The sequence below is a fragment of the Paenibacillus sp. FSL L8-0333 genome, assembly GCF_037965665.1.
GTDB classification, from domain to species: Bacteria; Bacillota; Bacilli; order Paenibacillales; family Paenibacillaceae; genus Paenibacillus_AQ; species Paenibacillus_AQ odorifer.
Genome location: NZ_CP150186.1, coordinates 318,261 through 332,804, shown reverse-complemented (window position 1 = coordinate 332,804; position 14,544 = coordinate 318,261). Strand labels below are relative to the sequence as shown.

General features: G+C 44.2%; 9 protein-coding genes. 2 read left to right on the top strand and 7 right to left on the bottom strand.

The features are described 5' to 3' along the window. Window positions 1-9: 9 nt before the first annotated feature. From NYE72_RS01480 to NYE72_RS01465, 4 genes are all read right to left on the bottom strand, one after another. Complete coding sequence (locus tag NYE72_RS01480; protein ID WP_036687322.1) at window positions 10-1,050, bottom strand: ABC transporter substrate-binding protein; 1,041 nt, start codon at window positions 1,048-1,050, stop codon at window positions 10-12. 22 nt (window positions 1,051-1,072) lie between these two features. Next, entirely contained in the window at window positions 1,073-2,527 is a 1,455-nt protein-coding gene (locus NYE72_RS01475; RefSeq protein ID WP_339211148.1) for an aryl-sulfate sulfotransferase, read from the bottom strand. A 27-nt stretch (window positions 2,528-2,554) separates the two neighbouring features. Further along, window positions 2,555-3,094 carry a MarR family transcriptional regulator gene (locus NYE72_RS01470; protein WP_339211146.1) on the bottom strand — a complete coding sequence of 180 codons (540 nt, stop codon included), beginning with the start codon at window positions 3,092-3,094 and terminating at the stop codon, window positions 2,555-2,557. Between the two features lie 574 nt (window positions 3,095-3,668). Next, window positions 3,669-9,560 carry an S-layer homology domain-containing protein gene (locus NYE72_RS01465; RefSeq protein ID WP_339211144.1) on the bottom strand — a complete coding sequence of 1,964 codons (5,892 nt, stop codon included), beginning with the start codon at window positions 9,558-9,560 and terminating at the stop codon, window positions 3,669-3,671. 256 nt (window positions 9,561-9,816) lie between these two features. Here NYE72_RS01465 and NYE72_RS01460 point away from each other — a divergent pair, with 256 nt between their 5' ends. Beyond that, window positions 9,817-10,203 carry a hypothetical protein gene (locus tag NYE72_RS01460; protein ID WP_038568262.1) on the top strand — a complete coding sequence of 129 codons (387 nt, stop codon included), beginning with the start codon at window positions 9,817-9,819 and terminating at the stop codon, window positions 10,201-10,203. A gap of 105 nt (window positions 10,204-10,308) precedes the next feature. Here the strand turns inward: NYE72_RS01460 and NYE72_RS01455 are convergent, their stop codons facing one another. The 3 genes from NYE72_RS01455 to NYE72_RS01445 all read right to left on the bottom strand — a co-directional run bounded on the left by NYE72_RS01455 (window position 10,309) and on the right by NYE72_RS01445 (window position 13,420). Further along, a complete protein-coding gene (locus NYE72_RS01455) occupies window positions 10,309-11,325 on the bottom strand; it encodes an AI-2E family transporter (protein ID WP_036687315.1) in 1,017 nt (338 codons plus the stop codon). A 140-nt stretch (window positions 11,326-11,465) separates the two neighbouring features. Next, on the bottom strand, window positions 11,466-12,653 hold the full coding sequence (locus tag NYE72_RS01450; RefSeq protein WP_081393477.1) for a polysaccharide deacetylase family protein: 1,188 nt from the start codon (window positions 12,651-12,653) through the stop codon (window positions 11,466-11,468). Window positions 12,654-12,862: 209 nt separating this feature from the next. Beyond that, a complete protein-coding gene (locus tag NYE72_RS01445) occupies window positions 12,863-13,420 on the bottom strand; it encodes a transcriptional regulator (protein ID WP_076101159.1) in 558 nt (185 codons plus the stop codon). A gap of 219 nt (window positions 13,421-13,639) precedes the next feature. Here NYE72_RS01445 and NYE72_RS01440 point away from each other — a divergent pair, with 219 nt between their 5' ends. Continuing rightward, window positions 13,640-14,521, top strand: coding sequence for a sugar ABC transporter permease (locus tag NYE72_RS01440; RefSeq protein WP_036687311.1), 882 nt, complete (start codon window positions 13,640-13,642; stop codon window positions 14,519-14,521). Window positions 14,522-14,544 lie beyond the last annotated feature (23 nt).

Here is a 14,544-nt window from a genome sequence, read left to right as displayed (position 1 = left end):
GAACTCCCCCTATTTCTTGTACGTAACCTCTTCTGGCAATGCCTTCGCCAGCGGCTCAAGATTCAGCTTGCTATCCAGATCGAAATCCTTCTCGATGATTCCGTTGTCGACCATATATTTCTTCTGCTTGGTCAAACTGTCATACGCTGCTTGAGTAAATCCTAGTGCCCACGGATTATTCGGCAGGTCTTTTATCGTAGATTCCTTAGGCTGCTTCACTTCCTTATACATCAGATCAGCAACCTCATCTGGGTGAGCCTGAGCATAGGCTCCAGCTTCATCCACCGCTGCTAGGAAATTCGCTATACCTTGTGGATTCTTAGCCGCAAAATCATTTCCCGTTACAATCCCCATCCCCAATCGAACCGTGGTTTTAGACATATCCGTCAGTTCATGAACACCTTTAAGCGCATAGAGCTTATCATTCAGAACCGAACCATAAAACCATGCTCCATCCACAGCACCTTGCTTCAAAGCGATATAAGCTTCATCAAAGGCACCCTGTCCTATTAACTCCACATCACTGAGAGCGGCATTATGCTCTTTCAAATATTCATCCCAAAGGTACGGAATGAAGGTGCCGCGTATGAAACTCAGCTTCTTTCCCTTCAAGTCTTCAGCCTTCTGAATATCGTCCTGTACGAACAATTTCCATTCAGTGGACGCTTCATCAGTCGCTAATCCCGCCGAGGCGATAATAGCATAATCGCCCTTCGCCACTGCGTTCAGCAATGGGAAGTCTGCCCCGAAAGCCACATCCACCTGTTTAATAAAAAGGGCATTTACACCTTCCGCAGGGGAACCAAAGTTGACTAGTTCAGCGTCAATCCCGTGTTTGGCAAAGATGCCTTTATCTAATGCCACCCGAAAAGTGGGATTCGTATTGATGTCAGCAATTTTTATCTTTAATATCTCATCTTTGCTGTTCGCCGCTCCCTCTTTAGAGGCATTAGAGGCAGCCGCATCGCCCTTGGAGCTGCAGCCCGATAAAAGGATAACCACTGATAAAGATAAGAGCAGAAAGCTTGAGCTGATCCATGATTTTTTCAACCGACACATCTCCTCAAATTTGTTAATTTACCTTGCGGCTGCTGCCTTCATCCGTCGTCGCCACACAAGCAGCTCCTTCAACAAAGGGCAGGGTTGTCGCCACACTTACCACAGAATCCGATCCTTTAGGTGCAGCCCCCGGGACTCTGAACTGTGTTACGTCTATTGGCTCAATCGCTTGTTCAACTGGCGTTTCCAGCTGTGGTACCCAGGCATAAGGCACACGGTAGGAACGATAGACCATGTTGGTATTTCTGGAGTCCGTAAATGGCGAAATATATTCCCATACCAGTTCATGTTCTGGCGTAACCTCAAAGAGTCTGCCGTTAGAACCTTCTGTAATTAAGGTGTTGCCATTCGGAAGCCGTTGAGCTGAGCTGATATATGGACTGTAGAATTTATAAGAATCGGTTGGGACAGAGAAACCAGCTTCTGCCGCTGTATATTGCCACTCAATCTCAAGGGTCACGGGATTAATCTCCAGAATTCGCGAGTGGTCGCGGAGTGCATTTTTTTGCCCAAAAGGAGAAGATGGATTTGGAAGACCATAACCGCCCCAGCCCCCGTTATCGAATACAAGTAAGTTACCTTCTCCCGGCAAACCTTTCGGAATGATGTGCGCATGATGCTGGCCAATGATCCAGTCGATATGCTTCACTTCTGGCAGCGAGTAATCCGGACCGATTCTCCAAACGATGGCTCCGGTACGCTTATCCGTTATCGCAATAATATTTGCTTCCCGCGCATCCCAGATCACGTTATCCGGATGGAAACGCTCGTCACCTGCATCGTAAAACTTATTGGGTCCTACATAAGAAGCCGAATTGATATGCAGCCAGTCCCCAACACCGCCACCTAGATTTCCGAAAGAGCGTGAGTTAGGATCACGGAATAGTACATTTTTGGCAGCTTCATCAAAGCCTAGCTCATCAAAATGTTCATTTGGAGCCCACTCCCAGACGATATTCCCCTCCCAGTCCACCTCAAGGATCGTGTCATCAAGCAATTGTTTGTCGGAGATCTGAGGATTGTAGATATTTTTGTGAGCAAGAATTAGCGTTTTGCCACTTTCTACCTTGGGTTCAAGCCCTGGTGCAAAATATCCGACCGGATTGCCTTCGCGCTGATAGTCATGATGCTGGCGGGCATACCAGAGGGGTTCATAACCCGGATCTTCTATATGTTCATAGCTGTTATATTTCCACACGATGTTCCCATCCCAGTCCACCTGTACCAGATCTACATTATCCTGTATGCCGAATTTTGGATCTCTTCTTCCTGTGCTGCCCAGCACATAACCACCCGGGAAGATTTTAGCCGGAAATCCAAGCAGCCCCTTCCACAAATGCACCTCTTTACCGTTCATATCTATCAGTGCAACACCTTCTTCACCAGCTTGAAATACAGTATAGCCACTCCAGGCTTTGTCAGGGTTATATACGGTTGCTCCAGTTGGATAAATGGTTGAATGTCCCATCGTTCATCTCTCCTATGTTCAATTTTTTTAGTAGCTAAGATAATTATTTTTTTTGGTGGTTGTTCGTGGCTTCTGTTCAAGGGTTGGAGAGGTCTCTGCATTCTCCTTGGCGAGCTTCAGCAGGATATCCGAGAATCCTTCTAAATTGCTAATGATCCGCTGATAAAAGTCATTTTGCTGCGCCAATTCCTCCTCCGTAAACCCCTCAAACAAAAGCGAAATACATCGTTCTCCGATGTTGCTGTTCTGCTCCGCCAGCTTGCGGCCTTTATGCGTAATATCCAGCATTACCGTTCTACGGTCACCTTCTTTACGTCTGCGTACGGTATATCCACCCGCCTCAAGCTTATCGCTCAATGCGGTAATCGCACCTGAGGTGAAGTCTAGTTCATCCGCTAAGTCTCCTAGCCTTTGCTCACCATCGCGAATGATTTTGTGCAGAATCAGCATGCCTGGTAAGGAGATGCCTGCTACGGCGACCTTATCCCGCTCTTTCACGAATCTGCGAACCGCCTTGCGAAATGCCCAATCTGTCTCCTCCAGCTGTCTCCAATACTGTTCGCTCATGCTTACCTCTGCTTTCTCCCAATCAGCCCATAAAAAAAGACTCCCAGCACCTACCCCTGACAAGGGAAAAGTACGGGAGCCTTTGGTGGTCCAATCAGCTCGGTTGAATTATTTCACTGTTCATTTAATTACTGTTTAAGTATTGGTGATATCATATACCCCTTTATTCCTACCTGTCAAGTGCGTATTTTTAAGAATTCAAAAAAAGAGCACTCACAAAGGTGCCCTCCAACTTGTAAGCTTATTGACCACTTTCCAGTACAAGCGCATGACTGTCTTCATCATAAACCTGCATAAAAGATGATACGGCCGGTAAATAACGCTCTAACCGGTAAATATATTTTACCCGATTCCTGAAGTGGCAGATTGGAGGTATTTAATTTCACTTGCACTCCTTGCAATCTATCTTTTATTTTGAAAAATTTGAAAATTAAAAATTAATCCAAAATATTATATATGAAAAATCATATGAGTAGTGAGAATTTCCTTTTTTCATAGAAGAACATGAAGACTACACGCCAAAAATGACAAAAAGCAGGCCAGAGTCACCTCTGCCTGCCTTTGCCATCCAATCTTATAAATTAATTATTCCATATAACAGTTTTGCGATTTCAGCGCGGGTTACTTTACCACGAGGGTCAAAGTTATTGTTGCCCTTGCCGTCAAGGATTCCCTTAGCCTGTAAATCAATGACTGCTTGCTTCGCCCACTCAGATACGCTATTCATATCCTTGAAGCTTGCAGTAGCAGCAACGGAAGCTTGCGATCCAGCTTTATACTGCATCAGTTTCTGCAAGACAACTGCCGCTTCCTCACGGGTAATTGCATCTTTAGGGCGGAACTTGCCATCACTGCCTTGGATCAATCCAAGCTGGACAGCTTTGTCTATCGACTGTGCATAATAAGCATCTTTAGATACATCTGCGAAAGCACTCTGGGCGATAGCTCCACTTGCCTCATCCAATCCGAGAGAACGAATGGCCAGTGTAACAAAGTCTGCGCGGGTTACATTCGCCTGTGGTCCATAATGCGTATCGTCAATCCCTTTAATCACATGCTTAGCCGTCAGCTTGGAAATATACGACTCTGCCCAGTGGCCAGCAGTATCCCTAAATTGCTTATGGTATTCCAGCACCGCAAAGGAGGAAAAGTGATTTGTTGTGAAGGTAACGGTATTATCCTTAAACACTCCACCCAAATATTCTAACGTGCTGCCATTTACATAATAGACACCCGCAAAATCCGTATCGAGCTTAGCAAGCTGTTCCTTAGTCAGCGTCAAGGTAACCGTAACAGTACCTTTAAGCTGATGGATAGCTGTTTCTTTGCCGCCTGCTGATGTACTGAGGTTCATCGTAACGGTAGCTCTAGCTGGACCCATTCCAGCGACATTGGCCTGTACAGAAATCATACTCATATCAATGCTTAGTAGCAGCATATCACTGCCTGCCGGGATGGCTGGTAAGGAGCTTGTCGGTACGCTCAATGTAACGTTAGAAGACACAATATTCAGGTTCAGCTTCTTATCGATAGCCTGTTGTATACTCGCTGCATCAAGAGCAATTCTAATCTGATCTTGAGCCGAGGCGGCTCCGCCTACGCTAATCTTTAGGCTTCCCCCTGTAGCAGCTTCCTCTATCCGCTTCTTCAAGGCTGACGGATCAGCTGTATACGTTCCATTACTTCCTAATGTCAGTTCAATGTTTCCTTTTTCCGCTACCGGTGTGGTGGTAGGCGTTGGAGTCACTATTGGCACTGGTGAAACTACTGGAGGTGCCGTTGTCGCCTCTGGTGTTGGTGTCGGCGTCACTTCTGGCGATGGCGATACCTCAGGTGTCGGCGTCACCTCTGGCGACGGTGTTGGTGTCACCTCTGGTGTCGGCGTCACATCCTCTTTTCCAGTGTAAAAGCCCCAGATATCTGAAAGCACACTGCCGGAGTGATCATCCTCAACCTTTGTGTACCATTGGTAGTAGCTATCCGGATTTAGCTTACTCCAAATGACCTGAGTCTCCGCGCCACTCTCTACTTGTTGATTGGCCGAAATTTCCTGATCGCTGTAAACCTTGACTCCGATATAGTCGGTAGCCACACGTTTAGTCACAGGCTGTAGATCCAGATCCAGAACGAACTCATCTTTGCCTGGATATTCGTCTTCATCATAGTAGTTATAATCATCCAAATAAGGCGAATAAGTCTTCACGCGAAGTTTGTTATTAGCAACATCGAACTGAAGCAGACGGATATAGCCAAGGCCTCCTTCTTCAGCACCTTGATAATCTGCCAGCATTTGATAGACACTGCGGTCTGGAATACCGTCACCGTTATCATCCAGCTCGTCTACCTTAAGCTCAGCATCATGATAATGGCCGGACAGTGCTGCGATTACGTTTTTGTTAGGTTTCACAACCATCTCAAAAATCTTATCCGCAATAGGTGCACGGTTATTAGAAACCAGCAAATATTCATGGAGACAAAGAATCGCTTTACGCTCTGGATAACGGGCAACGATCTCATTCATCCATTCGATTTCTTCCTCAGCCAATCCCCAGCCCATGTATACAATAACAAAATCATTTCCGTTCGCAGACACTAAATCGTAATGGCCCCTGTTGTTGTCATAAGAGCCACCGAAGGTCGGCATATTCTTGAATCTCCACTCCCCAAAATACTCCCAGAACTTCGTGTAATCCCCGGTTTGATGGCCTACGTCATGATTACCCGCAAGAACACCATAAGGAATGTTAGCTTCCTCCAGAACCTTCATGTTCCGGTCAGCTTCCTTCCACTCATACTCCTGATAGGATTTATCCACGACATCTCCTGTATGGATTACATATTTCAGGTTCAAGCTCTCTTTGTTGTCAGCTATCCATTCTACATTTTTACGGTAAATGTAAGGGTAGCTCTGTGAATAATATTGTGTATCAGACATCCATACAAAAGAGAAATCATACGTATCTTGTGTTACTGTAGGTGCTGTCTTAGCTACAGAAGCAATTTCGTCCTGAACCATTACAGCAATGCTATTTCCATTAGCATATGCTCCAGCTGTAACCGTGGATTTCAGCTCAAAATCCTCTGTTCCAGCGATTAAATGATCCAGCTGTACCCATTTTTGTTGAGCAGGGCTCCAAGCGTAGAGACTTACTTTACGTCCCGGCAATGAATTCCCTTTCCATTTAATATCTACACGATCTGACGCCTTAACCGACTCATCCAGCTTAATTTCATAACGCTGATAAGGGAATTGATCAACAGCATCATTAATTAAATATTGTCCGTCCACCGCACTTATTTTACTGTAGTCGTCACCGCTAAGCGCTTGTTCGCCCGCAGGTTCGGATTGTTTCGGCGGCTCTGTATCGGATGCGTTTATAAACCCAGCAAAGCCGTGCTCTGGATGGTTAGCATCGTACTTGAATCCTCTAAAGAAGGTAACGTTTATCTTATCCTGATTAGGATCTTCAACCTTAACCTTTAAAGTCGGATTAGTACCTACAGCAGTCTCCCAGTTCGTAGGAGAAATAAGCAGAGGTGCAAATGGATTCTCATTCGGCACATGGAATGCAATTACCTTTTCTGCCTGATTGCCGATCTTATCCAAGGCTGTGATAGAAAGCGTATGATCCCCAGCAGATAACTTCCCGGATGAAGTAGCATAGGGCAGTTCAATAACATTACCGTCCAGCTTCACACTGACCTTAACTACGCCCGCATAAGTATCCTTAACTTCAGCAGCAATTTCAAAATTGCCACGGTAAGTTTGTCCTTCTTCTATCGATGCTTTAATGGATGGTGGCGTGTTATCGACAATCACGTTTGATGATACTTTCGTTCCACCTTCGGTAAGCGTTACTTTATGTTCTCCGTCAGGTACTTCTTTAGTATTCCAGTTATACGCCGTTGAACGGAACAAATCCGCTTTCAGATCGAACTGGAAGCCGAGGGATTCGTGCTTACCTGCGCTGTCCCCCATCTTGATTTCCTTATCACGTTCTGCATAAGCCGGATCCCAAATTTCGGTACCATCTGCCAGCAGGAGACGAACATTTTTCACTTCAAAATCATCCTTATTCTCCTCAGGACGAGGATCAAAGGGGGAAGATTTAGAGCCCGCCCGAATGTAAATCACATTATCCGCACCCACTTGTAAAGCGGCAGAAGAAATAGGAAAAGTCAATGTAGTATACGTAGTAATCGGGTCCAGAAAGGTATACAGAATACTGGCATCTCCTAGTTCTTCCGGTCCCATCGTGATGGCATTTTTAAAATAATAATCCACATTTTTGGCTTCAAATACAAAGTAGGCATCATTCTCAAGTGCAGTATATGCCTCGTTATTGCCCAGTAGCTTACTGTCGATGCTCAAGCCTAAATCATCAGCCTTAGCGGTGGCAGAGGTTCCTTTTACGGTCACAGAACCATTGATCAATTGCCCCTCCTTCACGTTCAAACGAAGTGGGGATTGATCCTGTCCTCCTGTAACTTTTACTTTTATTACTGGAGATTGTGTTTCATTCGTTCCATCAGAAACGACAAAGTAATATTGAATTTCATTTCTGCCAATCAAATCAGCAGAGGTCAATTTAAAGTGATACAAGCTGTCGTTGAAGTCTTGGGATAGATTGTGGCTAACAGCCTCCGGCTGCTTGTCCGAAGATACTCTAACCTCCACAGAAGTAACAGCTTTATTGTCATCAGCAAAAGCCTTCAAATCGAGACCCATCGACTGGTCAATCTCCGTTACGCCCGTCAGATCTTCTACTGATGGTTTCTCTGTATCCGGCTCCACATGGATCGGCGTGTTTGGAAGTTGTGTTACATCCGTATGGCCTGGTGACGGAACGGCTGAGCCCGTACTGATCTTGAGCATTTTGCTTAGTCCATTGACAGGATACTTGTATAGAAGGGCTTTATTTTCTTTAGTATCGTCACCTTTAGCTCCACCATCGTAGGTGAGGTCTGCATCATAATACGCGGAGGAAATTTCTTTCTCCGTGTTACTTTTGATTACGACTGCCCGGCGGCCTGAGTTCGCCATACCATCGCTTTTGATCAAAAAGAGATTGGTGCCTTCAATTAAGTTTGTGTTGAATTCTGTATTGAAATCATTAGCAGTGTAAGTGCTATTTGCACTATTAATAACCCAAAACACCACGGACTGCTGTGCAGGAATCAGAAAGTTCTCTGGTGTCGAAGGCCACTTCACATCAGAAGCGTTACCTTTATCGGGATAACGATAATAGACCTTGTATTCCTTGAAATTAACTGGTGCATCGGTATTGTTATAGACCTCAATGAATTCAAAAGCGTCGCTGCTCGTTCCTTTTACATTCGTCGAGTTTGGCAGCAGCTCTGTGATTAACAATGGTGGCACATTGTTCGGATCGAACGCCGGCAGATTCACATGAACAGAATAACTCTCTGTCACATTGTTAACGCGGATGCTGTAATGCAGCTCCGGCTCTTCCAGCGCAGCTGCAGGAATCATTGCCGCATAATCGTCCCCACCTTTTGAGGTCATGGTGATTACCGTATCTTTCACCTGAGAAGGAGAGCCATACTGTAGCTTCACTACGGGTAGTGATCCATCTGCCCCGCTTTCCAGATTAGTAATCTTCGCACTGATAGGAAGATCGGCTGGATCAACACTACTCTGTGCGATATGTTCAATCACTGGCTGCTTGTCCCCAGGAACTAGCTCAGGCACTTGTTCTGCCTCTACGGTTCCAGGCGTAGCCACAACCGTTCCCGAATTCGCCATGAGGTTCATAACGGAGCTATCTGCCTGCAAATATTGATAGAAGATCCCGTTATTCTCCTTCACCTGTTCTTTTCCATAGGAAGCAGAAACAATTAGCGTATCTCCTGCATTGCTTTTAATTTGTAAATTACGCGCAGAAGTATTAGCCATCCCCCCGCCACCGTTGATCCGGAACAGATTCACTCCTTCCTGCAAAGCTGCAGTAGGACTAAAGTTTTTGATGAAATCCTCCGTAGGAACATTCAGATTATTGCCGTTCATAATCCAGAAAACAATATTTCCATGCGCCGGTATTACAGCATCACCATTAGGTGCCCATGTATCTTTGTCATTATAAAAGAAATAATAATCCTTAAAATTAACCGGCTTGTCCGTATTATTGTAGACCTCAACGAACTCGTAACCATCTACAGAGGTTCCATCTGTCCCTTTTACATTTTTAGTATCCGGAACAACTTCTGTAATCAGTAATGCTCCTGGATGGTTAGGTACCGCGTACACATCTGCCATTACAGTCGGTTGACTTAAAAGCGTGTCGAGCTCAACCTGTTCATCAAAATGCGCCTCTAATTCGGAAGATGTCTGCTCCATCTCCAGCTGCTGCTCCTCGGCATATCCTGCTGGAACCATGATTCCAAACATCAGACTGCTGGCAATTACGCTGGATAGAAAACGTTTAGCTTTTGCTGTTATTCTCAAAACTCCGAACACTCCCCATTTGTTTGATTGTGATTCAATGCATAAATATGCATTGAATCTCATCTGGAAAGTATACCTGTAGTGTATTATCGCTATATCATAGCCGTGTTAAATCTTTAGGTTATTTTTAATATTGCTTAAGCTTCAGTTCAGCTTCACGGGTTACAATATAACTAGTTAGAACCCATTTTAAACGATACTTTAGACGGATGCTTAAGCAAGATAAGTTATTGCAGAACAAGAAAAGAGGACTCTAATGGATATAAAAAGAGTGATCATAGTCGGAACGGTAGTTGTAGTGATGTCTTTCGGAAATGCTTGGACTAGTCTTACCGCTAATGCAAGTTCGCCTGTAAAATGGTCCACCGCAGAGGTCGCGGATCAAGACGAATTATTGGAGGTACTTAACCAGCCAACGGACGAGGATCTATACGAGGCCATATATGACGGTAAGTCACTTCAAGATATTGCATCAGAACAAGGCCAAGATATTGAAGCTGTAATCGATCTACAAGTTGCCCAGCTAACGGATCAACTGGATTCACGGTTAGCCGCTGGAAGCATAACAACCGAGCAGTATGCGGCATATAAAGCGGAGCTGAGGGACATCGTTTCAGATAGTGTCCATACTTCCTTCGGTTAAGGGAATACATACAGCGACGCTGTAACATACACAAAAAACCCGGCTAGATGGACCTTCCATTTAGCCGGGTTTTGTATGTTTAATACTTATTTTATAACAGAATCCCTAAGTTCCTATCTTGTTCTCTCTGTTAATTTCCAGAATATCAAGGAAGAATACAAAGATCGGAATCCCCAGAATCAGACCCCATACCCCGAGATAATGCTCAGAGAATAACAACACGATAAACGTATAGAACATAGGCAAATTCATTTTGGATGACATCAGTTTAGGATTTAGGAAGTAGCCTTCTACAAAATGCAGTACGGCAATCATTGCCAGTACGTATATCGTCATGACTAGGCCACCAATATTGTAACCAATAATACAAAGTGGGATTAGCGAGATAACAAAACCTACAACCGGAATTAAACTAAGCAAGAAGATCATAATGGATAATGCGAAAAGGTAAGGAAAACCTAAAATCCAGAGTCCGATCACCGTAAAGCATGTATTAAACAACGCGATCAGAATTTGTGCTTCGATCACTTTTCCGAAAGAGGAGATAAATTTTCTGCCAAAATACTCAAGCTCTACATAGAACCAAGAGATTTTGCTCTCTTTAAGGCGGGAAGTGAAGCTAACGATCCTGTTTTTCTCAAGTATAAATACAAAGCTCAAAATGGTTGATAAAACAAAGCTGGTGCCCCAATTGCTTATTTTCAAGACATATTCAATACCGTCTTTCATGTACGACTGATAGTTCAAATCCTTAAGCTGGGCGAATATATACTGCACAATATCATTCTGCGGGATGTTCTCAGGGGTCAAATTGGTCAAAAAATTCGTTAACTGTTTAATCTGTATGAAAACCTTAGGCAGATAATTAACGAGGGTTATGACAATTACAGCGATTAAGGCAAGGTATAGAATAACAATAATCACTTTGCTGTTAACTGCTACATATTTGTTAATGCGCTTCGTGAGCAGCACTTGAAAGCTATTCATTACATACGCAATCAAAAACGTCAACAGTACCAAATTAAGCATATCTCTAATACTGAATAGCAGTAGAGCAACCAATCCTAAAATCAAAAAACGCCGGACCGTTAAATTTGCGTAATAACGCTTAAACAATTCCATCAGTTCTCTCCATTCGCCTACCAATTAGTACTCTGTTTATAGTCTACAGTAAGGAATTCACTTATAGCAACTAGTGATTCGCCTAAAATGACGAAATTACTCACTTTTTGTAATCTCATCATCGATAAAAGTGACACTTTTCATGCTCCTGCATCCATATGAGTCAATTCAACGATTCGGCGTTTCGGATCATATTTCATATTTATATGCAGATCTTTGCATAATTGATGAAACGGAACCATCAAGGTTCCCTTCCTCATTTCAGGAGAATTCCTTACCATATTCACCTTTTGGTTGTTCAAGGTCAATTCCATTGGCAAATCGATATGCTTCATCTGGTCAAGTGTTAATGCAGCGGTAAGTGTCTCACTTCCCCCGTTAATTCGTACGGCATTCCGATCCGCTCTGGTGTTAATCCCATCCTCAATTTTGAAGGTCAGTGAAATCCCCAGCGAATCACAAACAGCCAGCAATCTGTCATTGTAGGAGCCGTAAGGAAAAGCAATTGCCGAATCCGTATTGCCCAATTCTTCCTTCAGCCTTTGCTCCGCCTTGGCCAGATCACGTGTAACTCTGCTGTAGTATTCCACATTCATCTCATTCCTGTTCTCATCATCAACATATAACAAGGCACTTGCAGCTGGCCGCTGCCCGCCCTCGGCATCCACAATCCCATAATGATGCAAATCATAGGTATGACTATAAAATCCCATCCCTACATGCTTCATTTCCCGCATTTGCTCCCAAGTGAGCTTCGGCACGCTATTCGGATCTGGGTGATCTATTGTAGATACGATAACAAAATTCACGGCTGTATATCCGTATTTTTGCAAGACAGGGAACGCCAATTTATAGAAACTCTCATATCCATCATCAAAGGTCAGCAGCACTGCATTGTCCGGAACTGCGCCGTTATTCAACATAAATTCGCGGTATTCCGCCATGGTAATCACATGAAAGCCTTCCTGCTTCAGCAAATTCATTTGATCATCAAACCGATCAACCGATAACACCCAAGGAAACTGTGGCATGGGCTTCTCGGAAAGATGATGATACATCAGCACAGCCACCTGATCTCTGTAGTAAATGCCTTGCGGAAGAGGTCCGGATTTCTGCCAGCCGATTTGTGTATTTAGTGCCTGTTCAGCCACTGCCTTAGGGATCATAAGATCATCAGGCGAGGCTGGGTTGGCAGCTACCGTCTTTATAACTTGACCATTTACATTAATAGTAATTGTTGAAGGTTCACGTTGTGTATTTAAAATAGCAGCAAGGCTTAGCAGTAGAACTATGACAACAACAAGCAGCATATATTTTTTCGTTTTCAATCTCAGAATCTCCTTAAAAACATTTCTTGTCCCTATGTAACTATATATTTTATGGAAGTTCCACCTGCTATTGGTTACATTTTCTTCTTATTTTTGTTTCTTTATCATAAAAAAGAGGGTGAACCTCAAGCCGAATCGGCTTAAGGAACACCCTGCAAAAATGGAGATTTATATACAATTATGTACATCTATATGTGAATGTAGACGGTCTAGGACCTTCTCTTATCTGCGAAGTAATTCTCTTCCCCAAGCTCGTCCACGAACTGCTGCAGCCAATGATAATATTGGACGGCATGCTCCAGCTTCTCCAGATCCTTCAGGCAGAATTGCCGCTCCTCCTCAGATGTATCTACGGCTTGAACCAGTCCCTCCAGCTCAGGAATGACAACGTCTAAAGCGTGCTTCATGACATCAATCTCCCGCTGCAGCTTCATCCCAAAAAAGTTCTTAAAGGTCTGAAAGAAATCTGTTTCCACTGCATACAGATCCTTTCGGTCCCGCTTCTCCTCCAGCTTAGTGACCATCTTGGAGGCCATCAAAGAACGGACCCCATAGCTCATATTACTCTTGCTCATATTCATCACATTCTTCATCTCTTCAAGCGTCATCGGACGGTCTTCGAAGAACATAATTCCATACAGCTGCCCGAATGAATAATTCGCACCATATAGGTCCATCGTCTGAGCAATCGCATCGATCATTGGACGCAGCAGCTGCTCGCGTGGAGATAAGTCTTTATTCTCTTCACCAAAGGCTACCTGTTTCATAGCTGCACCTTCATTCCACTTAGAATCTGCCCTTCTATTTTACACAAAATAGCAACTACCTGCGTTAATCTCTTAAATTTTTACATAATCTCGCATCGATCTTTACGTCCACTTGACCACGCAGCCGCTCGATGAGTGTACAATTTTTTTTGAACGGAAGAGCTTTCCTCAGAATTATACCGCAAAAAACAGAAGATGGAATGGGGTATCGACAGAATAATGAAACGTTCGAGATTTATAGGGGAGTTGAAACCGGTGCTCTTCACCTTGCCGGCAATGATTCCATTCGTTGTATTTTGGCTAGCGCCATTACTTTATGTATTTTATCTCAGCTTTACCGAATGGGACTTCATGAGCCCCGAGAAAACCTTTGTCGGACTAACCAACTATCTGGATCTGTTCAGCAATCCTGCCTTCTATAAAGCACTTAGAGTGACTCTGTTATTCTGTGCGGGAAGTGTGCTGCCCGTTATTCTGATCGGACTTGGACTAGCACTCCTGATGAACGGGAAGCTGAAAGGCTCCACCCTCTATCAGGTATTGCTGTTCTCCCCTTGGGTCACGCCGACCGTGGCTGTATCCATTGTGTGGTCCTGGATCTATGAACCCGAAATCGGCCTTGCCAATACTGTACTTGATCTATTAGGTCTAGAAAAAATCGGCTGGCTTCAAGATCCTAAATGGGCGCTGCTCGGCGTTCTGCTCGTGACGATATGGAAATCGGTAGGCTGGGCGATGATTTTTTACTTGGTAGCACTACGCAATGTCCCTACGGATCTGCTGGAAGCTGCTCAACTGGATGGAGCAAATGCTGTTCAAAAGTTCATCCGCATTACCTTACCGCTTATCTCACCAACGACACTGTTTCTGTTCATCGTACAGATCATCGGGGCGTTACAGGCTTACGACCAGATTAACGTACTTACACAAGGTGGACCCTCAGGATCAACACGCACCTTGCTCTATATGTATTATCAGTCTGCTTTTGAAGCCTTCCAGATTGGAGAAGCCTCTAGTGTCGCAATGGTTCTGGTATTTATATGTATGCTGCTATCCGTAGTCTCGCTAGAGGTTAGTAAACGGACAACCCATTATCAATAACAACTGCTGTAAAGGAGAACGAC

Excerpts from the sequence above, each read along its gene's own strand:
- NYE72_RS01440 (WP_036687311.1), top strand. The coding sequence starts at position 13,640 with ATGAAACGTTCGAGATTTATAGGGGAGTTGAAACCGGTGCTCTTCACC.
- NYE72_RS01455 (WP_036687315.1), bottom strand. The coding sequence starts at position 11,325 with ATGGAATTGTTTAAGCGTTATTACGCAAATTTAACGGTCCGGCGTTTT.
- NYE72_RS01475 (WP_339211148.1), bottom strand. The coding sequence starts at position 2,527 with ATGGGACATTCAACCATTTATCCAACTGGAGCAACCGTATATAACCCT.
- NYE72_RS01445 (WP_076101159.1), bottom strand. The coding sequence starts at position 13,420 with ATGAAACAGGTAGCCTTTGGTGAAGAGAATAAAGACTTATCTCCACGC.
- NYE72_RS01460 (WP_038568262.1), top strand. The coding sequence starts at position 9,817 with ATGGATATAAAAAGAGTGATCATAGTCGGAACGGTAGTTGTAGTGATG.
- NYE72_RS01470 (WP_339211146.1), bottom strand. The coding sequence starts at position 3,094 with ATGAGCGAACAGTATTGGAGACAGCTGGAGGAGACAGATTGGGCATTT.